Source organism: Piscinibacter gummiphilus (assembly GCF_002116905.1).
In the GTDB taxonomy this organism is placed as follows: Bacteria; Pseudomonadota; Gammaproteobacteria; order Burkholderiales; family Burkholderiaceae_C; genus Rhizobacter; species Rhizobacter gummiphilus.
Window position 1 is genome coordinate 2,683,870 of record NZ_CP015118.1, and the last position, 19,847, is coordinate 2,703,716.

At 69.8% G+C, this 19,847-nt stretch carries 16 protein-coding genes and 1 tRNA gene; 4 read left to right on the plus strand and 13 right to left on the minus strand.

Translation table 11 applies throughout. The features are described 5' to 3' along the window. Positions 1 to 32: 32 nt before the first annotated feature. From A4W93_RS11980 to A4W93_RS12005, 6 genes are read right to left on the minus strand one after another with little or no spacing between them, the layout of a single operon-like run. Positions 33 to 1,382: a TolC family outer membrane protein gene (locus A4W93_RS11980; RefSeq protein ID WP_085750820.1), complete on the minus strand. Its 1,350-nt coding sequence runs from the start codon at positions 1,380 to 1,382 to the stop codon at positions 33 to 35. Between the two features lie 22 nt (positions 1,383 to 1,404). After that, positions 1,405 to 1,743: a rhodanese-like domain-containing protein gene (locus A4W93_RS11985; RefSeq protein ID WP_085750821.1), complete on the minus strand. Its 339-nt coding sequence runs from the start codon at positions 1,741 to 1,743 to the stop codon at positions 1,405 to 1,407. An 8-nt stretch (positions 1,744 to 1,751) separates the two neighbouring features. Further along, complete coding sequence (locus A4W93_RS11990; protein WP_085750822.1) at positions 1,752 to 2,405, minus strand: protein-L-isoaspartate O-methyltransferase family protein; 654 nt, start codon at positions 2,403 to 2,405, stop codon at positions 1,752 to 1,754. Between the two features lie 45 nt (positions 2,406 to 2,450). Next, positions 2,451 to 5,612 (minus strand): efflux RND transporter permease subunit, encoded by a 3,162-nt coding sequence (locus A4W93_RS11995; protein ID WP_085750823.1) that lies wholly within the window; start codon positions 5,610 to 5,612, stop codon positions 2,451 to 2,453. 15 nt (positions 5,613 to 5,627) lie between these two features. After that, positions 5,628 to 6,806 (minus strand): efflux RND transporter periplasmic adaptor subunit, encoded by a 1,179-nt coding sequence (locus A4W93_RS12000; RefSeq protein ID WP_085750824.1) that lies wholly within the window; start codon positions 6,804 to 6,806, stop codon positions 5,628 to 5,630. Between the two features lie 4 nt (positions 6,807 to 6,810). Next, positions 6,811 to 7,542 (minus strand): TetR/AcrR family transcriptional regulator, encoded by a 732-nt coding sequence (locus A4W93_RS12005; protein ID WP_237357767.1) that lies wholly within the window; start codon positions 7,540 to 7,542, stop codon positions 6,811 to 6,813. 136 nt (positions 7,543 to 7,678) lie between these two features. Here A4W93_RS12005 and A4W93_RS12010 point away from each other — a divergent pair, with 136 nt between their 5' ends. Beyond that, positions 7,679 to 8,536 carry an undecaprenyl-diphosphate phosphatase gene (locus tag A4W93_RS12010; protein WP_085750826.1) on the plus strand — a complete coding sequence of 286 codons (858 nt, stop codon included), beginning with the start codon at positions 7,679 to 7,681 and terminating at the stop codon, positions 8,534 to 8,536. Between the two features lie 96 nt (positions 8,537 to 8,632). On the opposite strand, the gene trmB is transcribed toward A4W93_RS12010, so the two are convergent. Together trmB and A4W93_RS12020 are read right to left on the minus strand one after the other, a co-directional pair. Further along, on the minus strand, positions 8,633 to 9,349 hold the full coding sequence (gene trmB / locus A4W93_RS12015; RefSeq protein ID WP_085750827.1) for a tRNA (guanosine(46)-N7)-methyltransferase TrmB: 717 nt from the start codon (positions 9,347 to 9,349) through the stop codon (positions 8,633 to 8,635). 164 nt (positions 9,350 to 9,513) lie between these two features. Beyond that, the gene (locus A4W93_RS12020) at positions 9,514 to 10,260 is read right to left on the minus strand and encodes a hypothetical protein (protein ID WP_085750828.1); all 747 of its coding nucleotides are present in this window, start codon (positions 10,258 to 10,260) and stop codon (positions 9,514 to 9,516) included. Positions 10,261 to 10,371: 111 nt separating this feature from the next. Between A4W93_RS12020 and A4W93_RS12025 the strand changes: the two genes are divergently transcribed. Next, a complete protein-coding gene (locus A4W93_RS12025) occupies positions 10,372 to 12,168 on the plus strand; it encodes an ATP-binding response regulator (RefSeq protein ID WP_169726532.1) in 1,797 nt (598 codons plus the stop codon). A gap of 36 nt (positions 12,169 to 12,204) precedes the next feature. Here A4W93_RS12025 and A4W93_RS12030 read toward each other — a convergent pair. After that, positions 12,205 to 12,278 (minus strand) — tRNA-Gly (locus tag A4W93_RS12030). A gap of 44 nt (positions 12,279 to 12,322) precedes the next feature. Further along, the gene (locus A4W93_RS12035; protein WP_085750830.1) at positions 12,323 to 13,486 is read right to left on the minus strand and encodes a mandelate racemase/muconate lactonizing enzyme family protein; all 1,164 of its coding nucleotides are present in this window, start codon (positions 13,484 to 13,486) and stop codon (positions 12,323 to 12,325) included. A 109-nt stretch (positions 13,487 to 13,595) separates the two neighbouring features. Between A4W93_RS12035 and A4W93_RS12040 the strand changes: the two genes are divergently transcribed. Next, positions 13,596 to 14,501, plus strand: a complete 906-nt coding sequence (locus tag A4W93_RS12040; protein WP_320409218.1) for a LysR family transcriptional regulator — start codon at positions 13,596 to 13,598, stop codon at positions 14,499 to 14,501. A 3-nt stretch (positions 14,502 to 14,504) separates the two neighbouring features. Here A4W93_RS12040 and A4W93_RS12045 read toward each other — a convergent pair whose 3' ends face one another. Together A4W93_RS12045 and A4W93_RS12050 are read right to left on the minus strand one after the other, a co-directional pair. After that, positions 14,505 to 15,257, minus strand: a complete 753-nt coding sequence (locus A4W93_RS12045) for an MHYT domain-containing protein (protein WP_085750831.1) — start codon at positions 15,255 to 15,257, stop codon at positions 14,505 to 14,507. Between the two features lie 147 nt (positions 15,258 to 15,404). Then, on the minus strand, positions 15,405 to 16,304 hold the full coding sequence (locus A4W93_RS12050; protein ID WP_085750832.1) for an aspartyl/asparaginyl beta-hydroxylase domain-containing protein: 900 nt from the start codon (positions 16,302 to 16,304) through the stop codon (positions 15,405 to 15,407). 229 nt (positions 16,305 to 16,533) lie between these two features. Between A4W93_RS12050 and A4W93_RS12055 the strand changes: the two genes are divergently transcribed. Continuing rightward, on the plus strand, positions 16,534 to 18,708 hold the full coding sequence (locus A4W93_RS12055; RefSeq protein WP_085750833.1) for a putative bifunctional diguanylate cyclase/phosphodiesterase: 2,175 nt from the start codon (positions 16,534 to 16,536) through the stop codon (positions 18,706 to 18,708). 9 nt (positions 18,709 to 18,717) lie between these two features. On the opposite strand, the gene A4W93_RS12060 is transcribed toward A4W93_RS12055, so the two are convergent. Then, positions 18,718 to 19,719, minus strand: coding sequence for a Bug family tripartite tricarboxylate transporter substrate binding protein (locus A4W93_RS12060; protein ID WP_085750834.1), 1,002 nt, complete (start codon positions 19,717 to 19,719; stop codon positions 18,718 to 18,720). Positions 19,720 to 19,847 lie beyond the last annotated feature (128 nt).

Sequence of the window (19,847 nt, forward strand, 5' to 3'; positions counted from 1 at the left end):
CCCCGCGCCGCGCCTTTCGACGGGGTGGTTTCTCAGGGCGCCAGCAGCTGATTCGCCGCCCCGATGGCCGCCGGCTGCAACCGCCCCGCCGCCTGCCGCAGCCGCAGGCTGTTCACGATGACGTCGTAGCGCGCCTTCGCGAGGTCGCGGCGGGTCTGGTAGAGCTGGGTCTGGGCGTTCAGCACGTCGATGTTCACGCGCACGCCCACCTTGTAGCCGAGCTGGGTCGACTCGACGGCGAGCTGGCTCGACGACTCGGCGGCTTCCAGCGCCTTGACCTGCGCCTCGCCGGACTGCACGCCGAAGAAGGCGGTGCGCGTGGCCTGGGCGATGGTGCGGCGGGTGGCGTCGAGCGTGTTGCGCGACTGTTCCTCGAGCGCCAGCGTCTCCTTCACGCGGTTCTGCACCGCGAAGCCCGCGAACAGCGGCACCTTCAGCGTGACGCCGATGCTCGATTGCATCGTCGAGCCGTTGTACGGGATCAGCGTCGGGTTGGCCGGGTTGATCGGGTTCGGGTTCTTCGTCGTCTGGTCGACCCGGCCGCGGCCGTAGGCGGCGTCGAAGTCGACCGTGGGCAGGTGGCCGGCGCGTGCCTTCTCGGTCTCGAGCTTCGCGATGTCGTAGCCGAGCTGGGCCTTGCGCACCTGCGGCGCCGATTCGGATTCGGCGACCCAGTCGTCCACGTTGGCGGGCAGCACCGGTGGCAGCACCACCGGCAGGGCCAGTGGGCGCGGGTCCACGCCGGCGCGGCCGATGAGCTGGTCGAGCGCGAGCCGCTTGATGCGCAGGTCGTTCTCGGCGGCGATCTCCTGGGCCGTGCTGAGGTCGAACCGGGCCTGGGCCTCGCGGGTGTCGGTGATGGTGGCCGTGCCCACCTCGAAGTTGCGCTTGGCCGACGCGAGCTGTTCGGCGATGGCAGTCTTGCCCGCGCGGGCGGTGGTCAGCGTGTCCTGCGCGGCCAGCACGTCGAAGTAGGTCTGCGCCACGCGCACGATCAGTTCCTGGTCAGCGGTCTGCAGGTCGGCCGACGCGATGTCCACCGACCGCTCGGCTTGCTCGATCGTCACGCTGGTGGCGCGGTTGAACAGCGGCTGCTTGCCGGCCACCGTGGCGGACGGGCCCCGGCCCTCGGTCTCCGAGTAGGCCTGCTGCTCGGTGCGCTTGTAATCCGCCGTCAATCCCACCGACGGCCGCAGCCCGGCCTTCGCCTGCTCCAGCCGGTACTGCGCCGAATCGGCGACGGCCCGCGCCGCGAGGTACGTCGCGTCGTACCCGCGGGCGATCTCGTACACCTCGGAGAGGCTTTCCGCGTGGACCGGCGCGGCGGCGGCCACGGCCAGGGCGCAGGCCAGCGCGAGGCGGGTCGGGGAGAGGAGGGACATGAAGGTTCCTTGGGGACGGAAATCAGTAGAGCGGCACCGAGGCATCCACCTCGCGGGACCAGGCGTCGATGCCGCCTGCGATGTTGAAGACCTGATCGAAACCCTGGCGCTCGAGGAACGCGCCGACCTGCAGGCTGCGCATGCCGTGGTGGCACAGGCTCAGCACGGGCTGGGCCGGGTCCAGCTCGGCCAGGCGCGCCGGCACCTCGTTCATCGGGATGCAGACGGTGGGCGCCCCGTCCAGCGCGAGCGAGGCCGCCTGCATTTCCCACGGCTCGCGCACGTCGAGCACGACGGGGCGCGCGCCCTCGTCGAACGAGGCCAGCAGCGCCGGCAGGTCGGTGACGCGAACCTGTTGCATGGCCGTGCTCAGAACGTGAAGCGCGACGGCTCGTCGAAGCCGCTCAGGCGCGGCGCGACGGTGTCGAACACCTCGACGTTGCGGAACTCCTGCTCGCCCACGCGCGTGACGATGGTGGCGCGCATCACGGGCTCCTGGCCCACGATGGCGATCAGGCGGCCGCCGACCTTCAGCTCGGCCAGCAGCGCCTTCGGCACCGAGGCGACCGAACCCGACAGCACGATCACGTCGAACGGCCCCTGCGTGGGCAGGCCCTTCGACGCGTCGCCCTCGAGCACGACGGCGTTGGTGATGGACGCGCGGCGCAGGTTCGCGATGGCGGCCTTCGCGAGTTCGGGCTGGAGTTCGACCGACACGACCTCGCGCGCCTTGTGGGCGAGCAGGGCGGCCATGTAGCCGGAGCCGGTGCCGACTTCGAGGACACGCTCGTGCTTGCGCACGTCGAGCTCCTGGAGGAAGCGGGCCTCGACGCGCGGGGCCAGCATGAACTGGCCGTGGCCGAGGGGGATCTCGGTGTCGAAGAAGGCCTTGGCGCGGTGTTCGGCGGGCACGAAGTCCTCGCGCTTGACGACGGCCAGCAGCGACAGCACGCCCTGGTCCAGCACGTCCCACGGCCGGATCTGCTGTTCGATCATGTTGAAGCGGGCTTGTTCGATGCTCATGGCGTGGATCCTCGGAAAAAATTCGGGCGGAAAGAATCGATCATTTTATTTGGCGGGGATGGCGTCCGCCGGGGCGGCCTTCCCACGGAACTTCCGCGCGGCCCAGGCCGCGAGGTCGTCGAGGTAGCAGTAGATGACCGGCACGACCACCAGGGTCAGCAGCGACGAGGTGATCACGCCGCCGATCACGGCCTGTCCCATCGGCGCGCGCTGCTCGGAACCCTCGGACAGCGCGAACGCGAGCGGCACCATGCCGAAGATCATCGCGAGCGTGGTCATCAGGATCGGGCGCAGCCGCACCTTGGCCGCCATCAGCAGCGCCTGTTCGCGCGGCAGCGGGGCGTCGCCGTGGTCGCCCTGGCGGGCGCGGATCGCGAAGTCGATCAGCAGGATGGCGTTCTTGGTCACGAGGCCCATCAGCATCACGATGCCGATGATGCTGAACATGTTCAGCGTGGAGCGGAACAGCAGCAGCGTGAGCACCACGCCGATCAGCGTGAGCGGCAGCGAGCTCATCAGCGCGAGCGGCTGCAGGAAGCTGCGGAACTGGCTCGCGAGGATCATGTAGATGAACACGATGGCCAGCGCCAGGGCGCCCACGGCGTACGCGAACGACTCGTTCATGTTCTTCGTGGAGCCGCCGAAGGTGTAGCGGTAGCCCGGTGGCCAGTTCACCGCGTCGAGCACCTTGCGGATGTCCGCCGACACGTCGCCCGCGCTGCGGCCGAACGCGTTCGCGTCCATGTTGATCTCGCGGTTCATGTCGCGCCGGTTGATCTGGTTCGGGCCGGTGGAGGCCCGCACGTCGGCCACCTGGGACAGGCGCACGTAGCGGGGCGAGCCGTCGGCGGCGGCCGCCACGTTGATGGGCAGGCGCTGCAGGTCGTCGATGGACACGCGGCTGTCGGGCGTCAGGCGCACGTTGACGTCGTAGTTCTCGCCGTCGGGCGCGCGCCAGTTGCCCACCGTGGTGCCGGCGACGAGCGTGCGCAGGCCGGTGGCGAGCATGTTGACGTTCAGGCCCACGTCGGAGGCCGCGTCGCGCCGCACGTCGATCGACACCGTGGGCTTGTTCGGCTTCAGCGTGGTGTCGAGGTCCACGAGGCCCGGGATGGCCCGCAGCTTCGGCAGCAGTTCGTTCGACAGCTGCTCGAGTTCACCGAGGTCGCTGCCCTGGATCGAGAACTGCAGGCTCTTGCCGCCGCCCAGATCGGTGGGGCCGATGTTGGTGACGGTGATGCCCGGGACGTGGTTCATCGCGTCGCGCAGCGGCACGCTGAGCGCGGCCAGGTCGCGGGTGCGCTGGGCCCGGTCGACGAGCCGCACGTAGACCACGCCGTAGATCTTGCCGGCCGCCTGGCCGCTGTTGATCGTGGTGACCGTGAACTTCACCTCCGGCATCTTGCGCAGCGCGTCGTCGATCTGCTTCGCCCGCGTCTCGGTCACTTCCAGGGCCGAACCCACCGGCGTGTAGAAGTTGATCTGCGTCTCGGAGAAGTCGGCCTTCGGCACGAACTCGGCGCCCAGCACCGGGATGATGAAGAAGCTGCCGACGAAGGTGGCCAGCGCGATCAGCAGGGTGGCGAGCTTGTGGGACAGCGACCACCCGAGGATGTGCTGGTACAGGTCGGCCAGCCACTCGGTGAAGCGGTCGAACACGCCGGTCACGCGGCCGATGGTGCGGTCGTACAGGGTCACCGGCGGACCGCGATGCGTGCCGTGCGCCTGCGGGTCGTGCCAGACGCTCGACAGCATCGGGTCGAGCGTGAAGCTCACGAACATCGAGATGAGCACGGCGGCCACGATGGTGATGCCGAACTCGTGGAAGAACTTGCCCACGATGCCGCCCATGAAGCCGATGGGCAGGAACACCGCGACGATGGACAGCGTGGTGGCGAGCACGGCCAGGCCGATCTCGTTCGTGCCGTCGAGCGCCGCCTGGTGCGCGCTCTTGCCCATCTGCACGTGGCGCACGATGTTCTCGCGCACGACGATGGCGTCGTCGATCAGCAGGCCCACGCACAGGCTCAGCGCCATCATCGTGATGGTGTTGATGGTGAAGCCGAAGGCGTACATGAACAGGAACGTGCCGATCAGCGCGATGGGCAGCGTAAGGCCGGTGATCACCGTGGAGCGCCATGAGTTCAGGAACAGGAACACGATCAGCACCGTGAGCACCGCGCCCTCGACCAGCGTGCGCTTGACGTTGGCCACCGACACGCGGATGGCGCGCGAGTTGTCGCGGATCACCTCGGTGCGGATGCCCGGCGGGGTCACGTTCTTCGCGCCGTCGAGCGCCTTCATCAGGCCGTCGACCACCGCGATGGTGTTTTCACCCTGCGACTTCTGCACCGACAGCAGCACCGTGCGCTGGCCGTTGTAGAGCGCGAGGCTCTCGATCTCCTGCGGGCCGTCGACCACGTCGGCCACCTGCGACAGGCGGATCGGGTTGCCGGCGCGGCGGGCCACCACGATGTCGCGGAAGTCTTCCGGCCGCTTCATGCGGGCGTTGATCTGCACGACCCGCTCCTGCTCCAGCGAGCGGATCGAGCCCATCGGCAGTTCCTGGTTCTCGCTGCGCACGGCGGACAGCACCTGTTCGGCGGTGACGCCGAGCGCCTCCATCGCGGGCGGGCGCAAGTACAGGTTGATCTGGCGGGCGCTGCCGCCCACGACGGTGACCGAACCCACGCCGCGCACGTTCTCGAGGCGCTTCTGCAGCACCTGCGTGCCCCAGTTGGTCAGCTCCTGCGCGCTCTTGCTGGTGTCGGTGGACAGCAGCGCGACGTTGAAGATGGGCACGCTCTGCGGGTCGAAGCGCGAGATGCGGGGCTCCTTGACCTCGTCGCGCAGCAGCGGGCGGATCAGCGAGACCTTCTCGCGCACGTCGTCGGCCGCCTTGCGTCCGTCCACGTCGAGGTTGAACTCGACGATGACGACCGAGGTGCCCTCGTACGAACGCGAGTACAGCGAGTTGATGCCGGCGACGGTGTTGACCGCTTCCTCGACCTTCTTCGTGACCTCGCTCTCGACGATCTCGGGCGAGGCGCCCGGATAGTCCATCGCGATCACGACGGTGGGGAAGTCGATGTTGGGGAACTGGTCGATGGCCAGGCGCTGGTAGCTGAACAGGCCCAGCACGACGAACGCGAGCATGACCATCGTGGCCATGACCGGGTTGCCGATGGAGACGCGGGTGAACCACATGGTGGCGGGCCCCGGTCAGCGGGCGGCCGAGGCCGCGGAAGGGATGGCGGCGGGGGCGGACGCCGCCGTGGCGGCCAGGCTCACCGCCGTGTCGGCCCGGACGGCCCCGACGGTGCTGCGCAGCACCACGGCGCCGTCGGCCAGGCCATCGGTCACCTCGACCGAGGCTTCGCGCTGACCGTCGACGAGCGCGTCGCCGCGCACGCCGAGTGTGACGAGGCGCTGCACGATGCGGCCGTTCTCGACCGTGAACACGTAGGGGCGCGGCTGGTCGACCCGCACGGTGCTGACCGGCACGGCCAGCGCCGGCTTGCGCTGCAGTTCCACCGCGCCCTTGGCGAAGAGGCCCTGGCGCAGCCCTGGATGGGGCTTGAGCGCGAGGTAGACCATCACCGAGCGGGTGCCGGCCTGAGTGCTCGGGTTGATGCGGGCGACCGTCGCCTCGACGAGGTCGGAGAGGCCGTCGACGCGGAGGCGGGCCACCTGGCCCACCTGCACGTCGGCCACGTCTTCCGGCGCCACGGCGGCTTCGAGTTCGATGCGGGAGAGGTCGACGATCTCGACGATGCGGCCGTCGATGGGCACCCGCTCGCCAGGCTGCACCATGCGCTGCGAGATCAGCCCGGAGATGGGGGCGACCAGGCGGGCGTCGGCCACGGACTTGCGGGCCAGGCCCACCGCGGCCACCGCGGCTTCGTACGAGGCCTGCGCCGCGGCGTGGTTCGACACCGAGGTCTCGAGGCCGGTGGCCGAGATGAAACCCTGGGCGACGAGCGCGCGGTTGTTCTCCAGCGCGCGCTGGGCGATGCCCAGCTGCGCGCGCGACGACTCGGCGGTCTGTGCGGCCTGCTGCACGCGCAGGTCGGCCTCGGTGGTGTCGATCTGGCCGATCACCTGGCCGGCCTTGACGGTGTCGCCTTCACGCACCGTGAGGGACTTGAGTTCGGCCGCGATCTTGGCCTTCACGACGGCGGTGTTGACGGCCTTCAGGCCACCGGACAGGTTCAGCGTGCGGGTGAGGTCGAGCGTGCGGGCGGTGACCACGTCGTTGCGGGCCAGCTCCAGCGCGGCCGATGCGGCGGGGGCCGCGGCCGAGAGGCGGGCGAGCTTGCGGGCGTGCAGCGTGCGCAGCACGGCCAGGCCCAGCACGAGGATCAGCACGATGGCGATCAACCACTTGATGCGGCGTTTCATTCAGTCAGGCTTTCGAGGGATCGGATCGAAGGGGGACGTCGCGCGCGAGCAGGCCGCGCAACATGATGTCGATCTGCGTCTCGATCATCCGCCCGGCATCGATCTCGTCCATGCCGACGGGGCAGGGGCCGAAAGCGTGTTTGTGAAGGGCGAGGAAGATCAGGGGCGCGATCAGCACGTGGGTGACCTCGTGGGCGGGAACCGCGCGGAACTCGCCGCTGTCCACCCCACGCTGCACCATCTTCGAGATCAGGTCGTGGGCCGGCACGATGACCTCCTGGTTGTAGAACTCCGCGATTTCCGGGAAATTGCGAGCCTCGGCCATGATGATCTTGTGGATGCCCCCGGCCGGGGTTTCGCCCACCTGTTCCCACCAGGTGCGCAGCAGGATCGCCAACAGGTCCGACGTCGGGCCTTCGAAACCATCGGCGATTCCCGCACCGTCGGCGAGGATCTTCGACAGGTTCTGTCGGATCACCGCCTTCAGCAGTTCTTCCTTGCTCGGGTAATACAGATAGAGCGTGCCCTTCGACACCCCGGCCCGCAACGCCACTTCCTCCGATCGCGTCGCCGCGAACCCCTTCTCGACGAACAGCGCGAGGGCCGCGTCCAGGAGTTCCTGGGGACGCGCTTCCTTGCGGCGCTGCCGGACGGGAGTGGAGGGTGTTGGTTTCGCGGGCATGGGCATACTGACTGAACGGTCAGTAATGTAGCGTCCGGAGCGGGAGAGGGTCAAGGCTGCCTGTCGTGGGAGACACGTCCATGGCTGCCCGGTAAAGAACAGTGAACGGGCGTGCAGTATCACCCGGTCACGGAACCTGCGACCCGCGTCGGTATCATCCAGCGTCGATTAGTTTGCACAGGAGCTGGGTTTGGACATCGTTTTGTGGGTCAAGGCGGCGATCATGGGGATCGTCGAGGGTCTGACGGAATTTCTGCCCATCTCCAGCACCGGTCACCTCATCCTCACGGGGTCACTGCTCGATTTCACCGGCGACACCATCAAGGTGTTCGAGATCGCCATCCAGACCGGCGCGATGATCGCCGTGGTGTGGGAGTACCGCGCCCGGCTCATGAGCACCTTCGCGGGCATCCGCACCGAACCCGTGGCACAGCGGTTCGCGCTCAACGTGGTCGTGGCCTTCATTCCCGCGGCCATCTTCGGCTTCCTCTTCAACAAGGCGATCAAGGCGCACCTCTTCCACCCGGTGCCGGTGGCCGTGGCCTTCATCGTGGGCGGCTTCATCATCCTGTGGGTGGAACGCCGCCACAAGCGCCTGTACGGCGACCGTGACCTGGAAGGCGGCCGCGTGGCGCGCGTCGAAACCGTGGACGACATGACCCCGCTCGACGCGCTGAAAGTCGGCCTGCTGCAGTGCCTCGCACTCATTCCCGGCACCAGCCGCTCCGGCGCCACCATCATCGGTTCGCTGGTGCTCGGCTTCTCGCGCAAGGCCGCCACCGAGTTCAGCTTCTTCCTGGGCATCCCCACGCTGACGGCGGCGGGCGCCTATTCGGTGTGGAAGTCGCGGGACCTGCTGCAATGGTCCGATGTGCCCATCTTCGTCATCGGCACGGTGTTCGCGTTCGTCAGCGCGCTCATCTGCATCCGCTGGCTGATCCGCTACGTGTCCTCGCACGACTTCACGCTGTTCGCGTGGTACCGGATCGTGTTCGGGCTGATCGTGCTCGGCACGGCTTACACCGGCGCGGTCAATTGGTCGGCTTGAGCCCCAGGCGGGTCATCCCGGCGAACGCCGGGATCCACTGCGGTCCACGCGCGCCATGAACCGGTGGACCCCGGCGTTCGCCGGGGTGACGATGCGTCAGGCGCGCTTGCGGAACACAAGGTCCCACACCCCGTGGCCGAGCTTCAGGCCGCGGTTCTCGAACTTCGTGAGCGGCCGGTAGTCCGGCTTCGGCGCATAGCCCTCGGCCGTGTTCACCAGCCCCGGCTCGGCCGACAGCACCTCCAGCATCTGCTCCGCGTACGGCTGCCAGTCGGTGGCGCAGTGGAGGTAGCCGCCGGGTGCGAGGCGGGTGATGAGCTTGTTCACGAAGGGCCCCTGGATCAGGCGGCGCTTGTTGTGCTTCTTCTTGTGCCAGGGGTCGGGGAAGAAGATGTGCACGCCCGCGAGCGAGCCGGGCGTGATCATGTGCTCCAGCACCTCCACCGCATCGTGCTGGACGATGCGGATGTTGCCGATGCCCCGTTCGTCGATGTGCTTGAGCAGCGCGCCCACGCCGGGCGTGTGCACCTCGACGCCGATGAAGTCGGTGCCGGGCAGCGTCTGCGCGATGGTGGCCGTGGCGTCGCCCATGCCGAAGCCGATCTCGAACACCACCGGGGCCGTGCGGCCGAACAGGGCCGGCGTGTCCAGCGGCGCGGCCGCATAGGGCACCACGAACTTCGGCGCCAGTGTCTCGAGCGCGCGCATCTGGCCCGTGCCCATGCGGCCCGCACGCACGACGAAGCTGCGGATGGTGCGGTGCGGGTGTTCGTCGGACGGGGTGCGGGGAAGGGCGTGGCGCGGGTCGGTCATGGAACGGCAAAGGCGGTCGGTCCGGCGAAGGCCGGGCGCGGGGCTGGCATTGTCTCACCTGGGCGGTGCGACCGGGGCGTCGGGGAGGTGGCATCGCGGGACTTCCTGCCAAAAGAGGTGGCCCGGCGCACCGGGCCACCAAGCCATGGCAATGGCACTGCAAATCAGGGGGTGGCGGAGTTCTCCGCCTGGGCCGTGTCCTGCCACCAGGGCATGTCGCCGGGTGAAGCGGCTTCGCCGCCGGGTTGCGCCGGAGGGGCGGTCCCGGCACGGGCCTCGCGCAGCACCCGCGCCATGGCGCTGTACTGCTCGCGCACCCGCGTGCTGATGCCGCGCAGCACCTTGCGGAAGCGCGCTTCCTCGATGCGCCGCGCGCGTGTGTCGACCAGGCCCAGCAGCCAGGCGCGCTCGAGGCTCGCGAACGCGTCGTCGGCCGTGGACAGCACGCGCAGGTAGGTGCGGGCCGCCGGGTGCACGATGGGGGCGGCGACCGTGACCGGGTCGGCGTAGCGGATGGGCACGTCGGCGAGGCCCTGGGCCGCGATCAGCCCGTCGGACCGTTGCACCGCGCCCTCGAAGACGTCCTGCGCCGCGGCGAGGTGCGCCGAGACGACACGTTCGGCCTCGTGCGCGGCGCGCGGGTCGACGTGGCGGAAATCCCGCGCGCGGTCGAGGGCGTCGAGCCAGTGGCTGATGGGCGTGAAGTCGCGCCGGTAGAACTGCACCACGCGCGGCGTGCGCAGTTCGCAGGCGACGGTGACCACGCCGCGGCGGAAGGCCTTGGCCGGCGCCCGCGCGGACGGGGGCGCCGGCCGGGGGCGGGCGGGCGCTTCGGCCGAGGGCGACGGCACGAGGGCCTCGGGCGGGAGGGGCGGCGCGGCCGGATCGCTGCAAGGGGAGGGGGCGGTCATGGCGGTCTCCTGGTGGAGCCCTCACGGTACGCCGCGCCCCGTTCCCACCCCCTTCGAAACGCGCTCGAAATGCACGGGGTCCGTGCCGGGACCTGCCGCAGAATGTCGGTCATGCACACCTCCTGGCGCGATCGCCTTCGCGAACATCCCCTGGGTGCCGCGCTGTGGGCCGGCGCGCTGGCCCTGGCCTTGTCGCTGACCCTGTCGCAGTTCCTCCACCGCGACCTGCTCGGCGAGATCGGCGAGGTGTCGCGCCTGCTCGAGCGGCAGCAGGCCCTCGCCGCCGAACACGAGGCCACCACCGATGCGCTGCTCGTGCTGTCCCGCGCGTTGCAGCGCACCGAACCGCCCACGGCCGAGTCGTCCGCGTTCGTCGCGCAGCAGGCCGCGGCCTTCCGCCAGCACGTCGACCAGCTCGACCAGCGCCTCTCCGCCATGCCCGCCATCGCGGCCGGCGCCGCGTACCGCGACACGCTGCCCGCGCTGCGCGCCTTCCCCGGCGACGATGTGGTGCCGGGCTCGGCGGCATCGCTCGGTGCGGTCGACGCCGCCGAGCGCCTCGCCCGCCTGGGCCGCGCACTGCGGGTCAACGACGATGCCGACCGCCTCGCCCAGCAGGCTGCGATGATCCGCCTGCGCTCGCGCACGATCGCACTCACGTACGTGATGTGCCTGCTCTTCACGTTCACCGCGGCGGTCGCCACCTACGGCGTGCTCTCCGCGCTGCGCGAACGCACCACCCGGCGCGAGGCCGACGCCGCCCGCCGCGAGGCCGTGGACGCCGGCGAACGCGCACAGGCCGCCAGCCGCGACAAGAGCCGCTTCCTCGGCATGCTGAGCCACGAGCTGCTCACGCCCCTGCAGTCCATCATCAGCAGCATGGACATCATCGAGTCGCGCGGCCGCGTCGAGGCCGGCGAACCGCTGTTCCTGCGGCTGCGCGAGGGCACCCGCGCGCTGCGCGCGCGGCTGAGCGACCTGGTCGACTTCGCCAAGATGTCCGCCGGCAGCCTCGCGGTGAGCCCGCGCCGCTTCCGCCTCGACCGGCTCGTCGAGGAGGTCATCGCCGACCACGAGGAGGCCGTGCTCCGCAAGGACCTCGACATCCACTGGGAACCCGGCCCCGACCTGAGGCAGGCCGTCGTCACCGACCCGCGCCGCGTGCGCCAGATCCTCGACAACCTGGTCTCCAACGCCATCAAGTACACCGAACGCGGCGGGGTCACCGTGCAGGCCGCCGTCTCCGCCGACGCCGGCCGCCTGGACCTGGAGGTGCGCGACACCGGCATCGGCATCGCCCCCGACGTGCTGACCCGCATCTTCGACCCGTTCTACCGGGCCAGCGCGTCCGCGTCCATGGCCGACGGCAGCGGCCTCGGCCTCGCGGTGGTGCGCAGCCTGGTCGACCTGCTGGACGGCGAGATCCTCGTCGAGTCCACGCCGGGCACCGGCACCCGCTTCGCGGTCACGCTGCCACTCGGGGCCGGCGTCGCCGCATCGCCCGAGGCCGCGCCGTCCCCGGCGGTGGTGTCACCGGCCGTGCTGGTGGTCGACGACGCCCACGACGCCCGCGCCGCGATGGCCGACGTGCTGCGCGGCCTGGGTTATGCGCCCACCGAGGCGGGCACGGCCCGCGAGGCACTGCGGCTGCTGGACGAACGTGCCTTCACCGCCGTGCTGCTGGACATCGACCTGCCGGACGTTCCGGGTGGCGAACTGGCCCGCCGCATCCGCGAAGGGCAGGGGCCGAACCAGGCGACGCGCCTGGTGAAAGTGTCCGCGTCCCACGACCCCGAAAGCCCCGACGATCGCTGGTTCGACACCCGGGCCGACAAACCCGCATCCGCCGCACAGTTGCGTGCGGCGCTGCACGACGCGGTGTCACCGGCCCACGCGCGAACCGCGTGAATGAAAAAAGCACCCCATGGGGTGCTTTTCGAGATCTGGAGCGGGTGAAGGGAATCGAACCCTCGTATGAAGCTTGGGAAGCTGCCGTTCTACCATTGAACTACACCCGCGGACCGGGCGCATTCTAGCGCACGGATGCGACGTCTCGATCAGGTCAGGACGCGAGCGCCTTCATCTCCGCGTACAGGTCGGCCTTGCCCTCGAAGCCGATGCCAGGCAACTCGGGCAGCATCACGTACCCGTTGTCCACCGCCACCCCATCCGGGAACCCGCCATACGGCTGGAACAGGTCCGGATAGCTTTCGTTGCCGCCGAGGCCCAGGCCCGCGGCGATCGCGAGCGACATCTGGTGCCCGCCGTGCGGGATGCAGCGCGACGGCGACCAGCCGTGGTCCTTCAGCATGTCGAGCGTGCGCAGGTACTCGACGAGGCCGTAGCTCAGCGCGCAGTCGAACTGCAGCCAGTCGCGGTCGGGGCGCATGCCGCCGTGGCGGATCAGGTTGCGGGCGTCCTGCATCGAGAACAGGTTCTCGCCGGTGGCCATCGGGCCGGCGTAGTGCTGGGCGAGTTCGGCCTGCAGTGTGTAGTCGAGCGGGTCGCCGGCCTCCTCGTACCAGAAGAGGTCGTACTGGGACAACGCCTTCGCGTAGGCCACCGCGGTCTTCAGGTCGAAGCGCCCGTTGGCGTCCACCGCGAGCTTCTGGCCGGGCTGCAGCAGCTTGAGCACGGCCTCGATGCGCTGGCAGTCCTCCGCGAGCGACGCGCCGCCGATCTTCTTCTTCACGACCGAGTAGCCGCGGTCGAGGTAGCCGCGCATCTCGCGCTCGAGGCCGTCGAGGCCCTGGCCCGGCCAGTAGTAGCCGCCGGCGGCGTAGACGAACACCTTGCGGTTGGCCTGGCCGTTGCCGTAGCGGTCGGCCAGCAGCTGGTACAGCGGCTTGCCCTCGATCTTCGCGACGGCGTCCCACAGCGCCATGTCGATGGTGCCCACGGCGACGGACCGCTCGCCGTGGCCGCCGGGCTTCTCGTTGGTCATCATCGTGGCCCAGACCTTGTGCGGGCACAGGATGCCGCGCTCGTCGAGCAGCGTGCCGGGTTCGGCTTCGAGCACGCGCGGGATGAAGCGCTCGCGCATCAGTGCGCCCTGGCCGTAGCGGCCGTTCGAGTTGAAGCCGTAGCCGACGACGGGCTTGCCGTCGCGGATCACGTCGGTGACCACGGCGACGAGGCTCAGGGTCATCTTCGAGAAGTCGATGTAGGCGTTGCGGATGTTCGACTTGATGAAGCGGGTGGACTCGCGGATCTCGACGATCTTCATGGGACGCTTTCGGGGGGGTGAAGAGAGAACGCGATGATCCGCGCCGGTCGCCCCGCGGTCCAATGCTGCTATCTTCTCCTTCCATGCTTTCAAAGCACCGCCGACCCGCATGACGATGAACCTCTCGTGGCTGGAGGACTTCCAGGCCCTCGCGCAGAGCGGCAACTTCTCGCGGGCGGCGGAGTTGCGCCACATGACCCAGCCCGCGTTCAGCCGGCGCATCCGGGCACTGGAGGAATGGCTCCGCGTGCCGCTGTTCGATCGCAGCACCCACCCGGTCACCCTCACCGAAACCGGCGAGTGGTTCCGCGGCATCGCCGACGAGATCCTGAACCGGGTGGCGCGGGTGCCCGACGAGGCCCGTGCCGTGGCCGACGCCAGCGCGGCCACGCTGCGGTTCGCTGCCACGCATGCGCTGTCGCTGACCTTCCTGCCCGCGTGGCTGCGGCGGCTGGAGGCGCGCACGCCCATCGGGCCCATCCAGCTGGTGTCCGACGTGGCGGCCCATGGGGAAGCGCTGATGGTGCAGGGGCGTGTGCAGTTCCTGCTGTGCCACGCGCATCCCCACGCACCGGGCCGGCTCGACCCCGTGGCGTTCCGGTCGTTGCGCGTGGGGAGCGACACACTGCTGCCGGTGAGTGCGCCCCGAGCGGACGGCACGCCGGCGTTCTGCCTGGACACGGCGGCCGGTGAACGGGTGCCGCTGCTCGCCTACACGGCCGAGTCGGGTCTCGGGCGCGTGGTGCGCGCCGTGCGCGGTGACGCACTGGAGCGGCTGCGTGCCGAGCCGGTCTTCACGGCTCACCTCGCCACGCTGCTCAAGAGCATGGCCCTCGAAGGGCGAGGGGTGGCGTGGCTCCCCCGTTCGCTGATCGAGGACGAGCTGCGCGACGCGCGGCTGGTGCCGGCCGGCGGCGGCACATGGCCCATCGAGATCGAGATCCGCCTGTTCCGCCGCGCCGCGGCCGAACTGCCGGCGGCCGAGGCCTTCTGGCGCGCCGCTGGCGCCGATTGAAGGTCAGGCCGTGCGTTCGCGCGCGTGCATGCGCTGCATCATCGAGTCGGCCATGATCATCAGCAGGAGGCACAGGGCCACGACGATCACGAAGAAGCCGAGGTCGTCGGGACGCAGCAGGCCCGCCAGGCGCGGACTCGTGTCCTGCGTCGAGCACACGAGCGATGCGGCGGCCATGCCGGTGTAGTGCATCGAGCAGACCGCCACGCCCATCACAAGGGCCGCGGCGGCGCGGTTCAGGGCGCCGTGCGCATGGAACGCGAGCCACAGCGCGGCCGTGGCGGCCACCACGGCGATCACGAGCGACAGGCCCACGAGCATCGGCGCCCACTCGAACCAGCCGCCGAACTTCATGCCGTACATGCCCATGTAGTGCATCAGCGCGACGCCGAGGCCGGCCAGCGGACCGGCCACCAGCAGGCGCGACACCGCGAACGGCCTGGCGGCCATGTAGCCGAGGGCCAGCGAGGAGACACCCACCGCCGCCACGAGCGACACGCCCGTCAGCAGCGGGTCGTACCCGATCAGCACCGGTGCCTTGAACGCGATCATGCCGAGGAAGTGCATGGACCAGATGCTGACGCCGCCGAGCGCCAGTCCCGCCATCAACACGTTGAAGCGGCTCAGCCGCCCGTCGCCCGAGAGGCGGAACGTGGTCGCGACCCACAGCGCGGCATAGGCACCGAACGTGGACACGAGGAACGAGGCGGCGACCATCCAGAGGTCGTGGCCGGTGGTGAGCACTTGCGGGGTCATGGGGGGACGGCGTTAGGGGTAAACCCGCATTTGGCCATCGGCCTGTTCGTCCCGCCATGGGGGCCGGACCGGTCGGTCCGACGAAGCGTGTCATCGTGCACGCCCGCCCCCCCGGTCGCGGGGGGGGCGGCAGAGGTCACCAGGAAGTCACCAGAACAGCGCCCAGAGCAGCAGCGCGATCAGGGCCCACTTGCCCAGGTAGTACACGTTGCGGTTGGATGCCTTCAGCGCCTTGGCCTTCAGGCGCAGCTGGTACACATGGTGGAACAGCTTGTTGATGCCGCCCACGGCCTCGTTCTCGGTATTCTGGCTCGACGCCGCGGCCATCACGTGTTTCGCGAAGAAGCGGTTGAACCAGCGCAGCGGCGCCGTCCACAACGGGCGCTCCACGTCGCAGAACAGGATCACGCGCTGGTGGTCGGTGGTGTTTTCGGCGTGGTGGATGAAGGTCTCGTCGAACATCACCGCCTCGCCGTCGCGCCAGTGGTAGCGCTCGCCGTCGACCTCGATGTAGCAGCCGGGGTCGTTCGGCGTGGTGAGGCCCAGGTGGTAGCGCAGCGAACCGGCGTACGGGTCGCGGTGGCGCACGAGCTTCGAGCCGGGGGGCAGCGACGCGAACATCGCCGCCTTGATGGTCGGGATCGACTTCAGCAGCGCCACGGTCTGCGGGCACAGCCGCTGGGCGGATTCCAGGTCCTTGCCGTACCAGCTCAGGTAGAAGCGTTTCCAGCCCGTGCGGAAGAACGAGTTGAACCCGATGTCGTTGTAGCCGGCGGCGGCCCGGATGAACCCCTCGTCGTTCAGGCGCAGCGCCTCGTCGCGGATCACCTGCCAGTTGGCCTTCAGCACGTCCAGCTCGGGGAAGTCGTCGGTGCGGATGTAGGCGGTGGCCGGCGTGCGCGAGAACAGGTACATCAGCGCGTTGACGGGCGCGAGCAGGATCGTGAAGTCGAGCGAACGCTTCAGTTCGAACCGCACGCGGCCCCGGAAGTGGGCGTACAGCGCCGAGGCGATGAAGATGAGCAGGACCCAGTGGCGTAGCAGCATGGCGCGGGAGAGGGGGCGTTCGGGACAACCCTGAACTGTACTGCCACTGGAGACAGCCCACGCGGGGTGGGGGATCCCCGCCGATGAGACCGGTCCCAACCCGCACTCCGTGACATCGCTCACGGGCTGGCCGGGCTCGGGCAGGCCGAAGCCCTCAGGATTTACCCGCATGTGCCGATAGGCTGGGACCGAGTGCCGTCGCCCGACGGCTCCAGCTCCCGGCGCCTGCATGATGTACCTGATTCCGCGCTACGACTCCTGGGTCGTGGCGGCCTCGATCCTGATCGCGTTCCTGGCTTCGTACGTGGCACTGGACCTGGTCCAGCGCATCCGGGCCAACCGCGCGCGCGCGGCGGCGATGTGGTGGATCGGCGGGTCGGTGGCGATGGGCACCGGCATCTGGTCGATGCACTTCGTGGGCATGCTCGCGTTCACGCTGCCCATCGCGCTCGGCTACACCGGCGCGATGACCCTGATGTCGTGGGTGGCCGCGGTGGCCGTGTCGGCCGTGGGCCTCGGCATCACCGCGAAGGGCGAGGTGACGACGGCCCGCGTGGCGGGTGGCGCCGTCGCGATGGGCGCCGGCATCTGCGCGATGCACTACACCGGCATGGCCGCGATCGACATCGCGCCCGGCATCCACTGGGACCTGGGCCTCGTCGCCGCCTCGGCGGCCATCGCCGTCGGCGCCTCGGCCGCGGCCCTGCTGATCTTCTTCTGGCTGCGCGGCAACACGACCCGGCGCGGCACCACGTACAAGCTGCTCGCCGCCGCGGCGATGGGAGCGGCCATCAGCGGCATGCACTACACCGGCATGGCCGCCGCGAACTTCGTGGACGGCGCGGTCTGCACCAGTGCCGACCAGCTGGGCGGCGACCAGCTCGGCACGATGGTGATGTTCGCCTCGGCCCTGCTGCTGCTGACCACCTTGCTCACCGCCACGCTCGACGCGCGCATGCAGGACCGCACCGCGCGCCTCGCCGAATCGCTGCAGTCCGCCAACAGCCAGCTGCAGACCGCCAACGACGAACTGCAGCGCCGTGCCTTCCTGGACCCGCTCACGGGCCTGCCCAACCGCCTGCTGTTCGAGGACCGCCTCGCCCACGCGCTGTCGCGCGGGGAAGGGCGGGTCGTGCGCCGCCTGGCCGTGCTGTTCGTCGACCTCGACGGCTTCAAGCCCGTCAACGATTCGCTGGGCCATGCCGCAGGCGACGAGGTGCTGAAGGCGGTCGCCGCGCGGCTGGCCACCGCGGCGCGGGAGTGCGACACCGTCGCCCGCATCGGCGGCGACGAGTTCGTGCTGCTGGCCGAGGACCTGGTCGACGCGGCCGACGCCGTGGCGCTCGCCACGCGCGTGGTCCATGCGCTGGGCCTGCCGTTCATGTTCCAGGGGCGCCAGCTGCAGGTCTCGGCCTCGGTCGGGATCGCGGTGCACCCGGACCATGGCGCGGCCAAGCAACTGATGGCGCACGCGGATGCCGCGATGTACGCCGCCAAACGTGCCGGCGGCAACACCTATGCGCTGTTCGAGTCGCACATGAACGCCGGCGCGGCCCGCCAGCTCGCGCTGCAGTCGGACCTGCGCCACGCCCGCGCGCGCGGCCAGCTGAGCCTGCACTACCAGCCCAAGTTCGACGGCGAACGGTCGCAGATCCGCGGTGTCGAGGCGCTGATGCGCTGGAAGCACCCGGACCACGGCAACGTGCCCCCGAACGTCTTCATCCCGATGGCCGAACGGTTCGGGCTCATCAAGGAGCTGGGCGACTGGGTCATCGACGAGGCCTGCCGCCAGATGCGCGCGTGGGACGAGCAGGGCATGCGCATGCGGGTCGCGATCAACCTCTCGGTGCACCAGCTGCGGCAGGAGGACCTGGTCGACCGCGTGCAGTCCGCGCTCGGGCGCCACGAGATCGAGGCCTCGCGCCTGCTGTGCGAGATCACCGAGAGCATCGCGATGGAGGACATCGAGGTCACCCAGCGCGCCTTCGAGGGCCTGCGCCGCATCGGCGTGTTCCTGTCGATCGACGACTTCGGCACGGGCTACTCGAGCCTCAGCTACCTGCGCAAGCTGCCGGCCCAGCAGCTCAAGATCGACCGCAGCTTCATCCAGGACCTGGAAACGAGCCGCGATGCCCGCGCCATCGTCGACGCCGTCGTCAAGCTCGCCCACGCGCTCGACCTGAAGGTCGTCGCCGAGGGGGTGGAGACGGAAGGCCAGCGCGACATCCTCCTCGCGCTGCAGTGCGACGAACTCCAGGGCTACCTGTTCGCCCGGCCGATGCCGGCGTCGGACCTGCTCGACTGGGCGTCGGGACACAACCCGGTGAGCGACGTCGACTTCTCGCCGTCGCTGTTCGTTGACCCGGGGTTCGATCCGCTGGGCCGGGATTCCTCCCCGGCCTGACCTCCCGCGCTACTGGGGCACCAGGCCCGCGGCCTTCACCAGTTCCGCGTGCAGCTTGATGTCGTGTTCGATCAGCTGGCGCAGTTCTTCCGGGGTGCTGGTCGCCACCTCGATGCCGGTCTCGCTCAGCTTGGCGCGTGTTTCGGAATCGAAGGCCGTGGCCACCGCGCGGTTGAGCTGGTCGACGATGGGGCGGGGCGTCTTCGCCGGCGCCAGCAGGGCCATCCACGCGGACAGGTTGACGTCGGCGAGGCCGGCCTCGGCCATCGTGGGCACCTGCGGCAGCGTGGGCGAACGGGTCGGGCTCATCACGGCCAGGGCGTGCAGCCGGCCCGACTTCACGTAGGGCACCGCCTCGGGCATCACGGCGAACATCAGGTCCACCTGGCCGCCGATGGTGTCGTTGATGGCCAGGGCGCCGCCGCGGTACGGCACGTGCAGCAGCCTGGTCTTCGTGCGGGTCTCGAAGAGCAGGCCCGCGAGGTGCTGCGGGCTGCCGTCGCCCGACGAGGCGTAGGTGATGGCCCCCGATGCGGCACGGGCCGCGGCGATGACGGCCGCCACGTTGGGGTACTTCTGCGGGTCCTTCACCACCAGCACCATCGGCTGGTTCACGAGGCGCGAGATGGGCGTGAAGTCCGTCTCCGGGTCATAGGACAGCTTCTTGAAGACGCTCTTGTTGGTGGTCAGGAACGAGGCCGGGGACACGGTCAGGGTGTAGCCGTCGGCCGGGGCGCGTGCCACCACCGGCATGCCGATCTGCCCGGACCCACCGGCCCGGTTGTCCACGATCCACGGCTGGCCCCACGCCGTGGCCAGCTTCTGGCCCAGGGTGCGCGCGATCATGTCGACGCTGCCGCCCGCGGGCAGCGCCACGATGAGCTTGACGGGCTGGTCAGGGTACTTGCCCTGGGCGAACGTCAGTGCCGGCAGCGGCAGGGCACCGGCTGCGCTCACGGCGCCGAGCCGGCGCAGCGCCTCGCGGCGGGACAGGGTGGACGGTGTGGTCATGGAATCATTCCTGGAGTCTGGGTGCGAAGGCGAGGGGCGTCTCGGTGGATCCGTTGCGCCGCAACTCCTTGACGCAAGCTGTGTGCCACGTCGACCCTTGGCCATGATCCCGTCCGCACTGGCCGCCT

What these genes read in the sequence shown, in the direction of transcription:
- A4W93_RS11980 (WP_085750820.1), bottom strand. Translation starts at nt 1,382, where the DNA reads ATGTCCCTCCTCTCCCCGACCCGCCTCGCGCTGGCCTGCGCCCTGGCC.
- A4W93_RS11985 (WP_085750821.1), bottom strand. Translation starts at nt 1,743, where the DNA reads ATGCAACAGGTTCGCGTCACCGACCTGCCGGCGCTGCTGGCCTCGTTC.
- A4W93_RS11990 (WP_085750822.1), bottom strand. Translation starts at nt 2,405, where the DNA reads ATGAGCATCGAACAAGCCCGCTTCAACATGATCGAACAGCAGATCCGG.
- A4W93_RS11995 (WP_085750823.1), bottom strand. Translation starts at nt 5,612, where the DNA reads ATGTGGTTCACCCGCGTCTCCATCGGCAACCCGGTCATGGCCACGATG.
- A4W93_RS12000 (WP_085750824.1), bottom strand. Translation starts at nt 6,806, where the DNA reads ATGAAACGCCGCATCAAGTGGTTGATCGCCATCGTGCTGATCCTCGTG.
- trmB (WP_085750827.1), bottom strand. Translation starts at nt 9,349, where the DNA reads ATGACCGACCCGCGCCACGCCCTTCCCCGCACCCCGTCCGACGAACAC.
- A4W93_RS12020 (WP_085750828.1), bottom strand. Translation starts at nt 10,260, where the DNA reads ATGACCGCCCCCTCCCCTTGCAGCGATCCGGCCGCGCCGCCCCTCCCG.
- A4W93_RS12025 (WP_169726532.1), top strand. Translation starts at nt 10,372, where the DNA reads ATGCACACCTCCTGGCGCGATCGCCTTCGCGAACATCCCCTGGGTGCC.
- A4W93_RS12035 (WP_085750830.1), bottom strand. Translation starts at nt 13,486, where the DNA reads ATGAAGATCGTCGAGATCCGCGAGTCCACCCGCTTCATCAAGTCGAAC.
- A4W93_RS12040 (WP_320409218.1), top strand. Translation starts at nt 13,596, where the DNA reads ATGACGATGAACCTCTCGTGGCTGGAGGACTTCCAGGCCCTCGCGCAG.
- A4W93_RS12045 (WP_085750831.1), bottom strand. Translation starts at nt 15,257, where the DNA reads ATGACCCCGCAAGTGCTCACCACCGGCCACGACCTCTGGATGGTCGCC.
- A4W93_RS12050 (WP_085750832.1), bottom strand. Translation starts at nt 16,304, where the DNA reads ATGCTGCTACGCCACTGGGTCCTGCTCATCTTCATCGCCTCGGCGCTG.
- A4W93_RS12055 (WP_085750833.1), top strand. Translation starts at nt 16,534, where the DNA reads ATGATGTACCTGATTCCGCGCTACGACTCCTGGGTCGTGGCGGCCTCG.
- A4W93_RS12060 (WP_085750834.1), bottom strand. Translation starts at nt 19,719, where the DNA reads ATGACCACACCGTCCACCCTGTCCCGCCGCGAGGCGCTGCGCCGGCTC.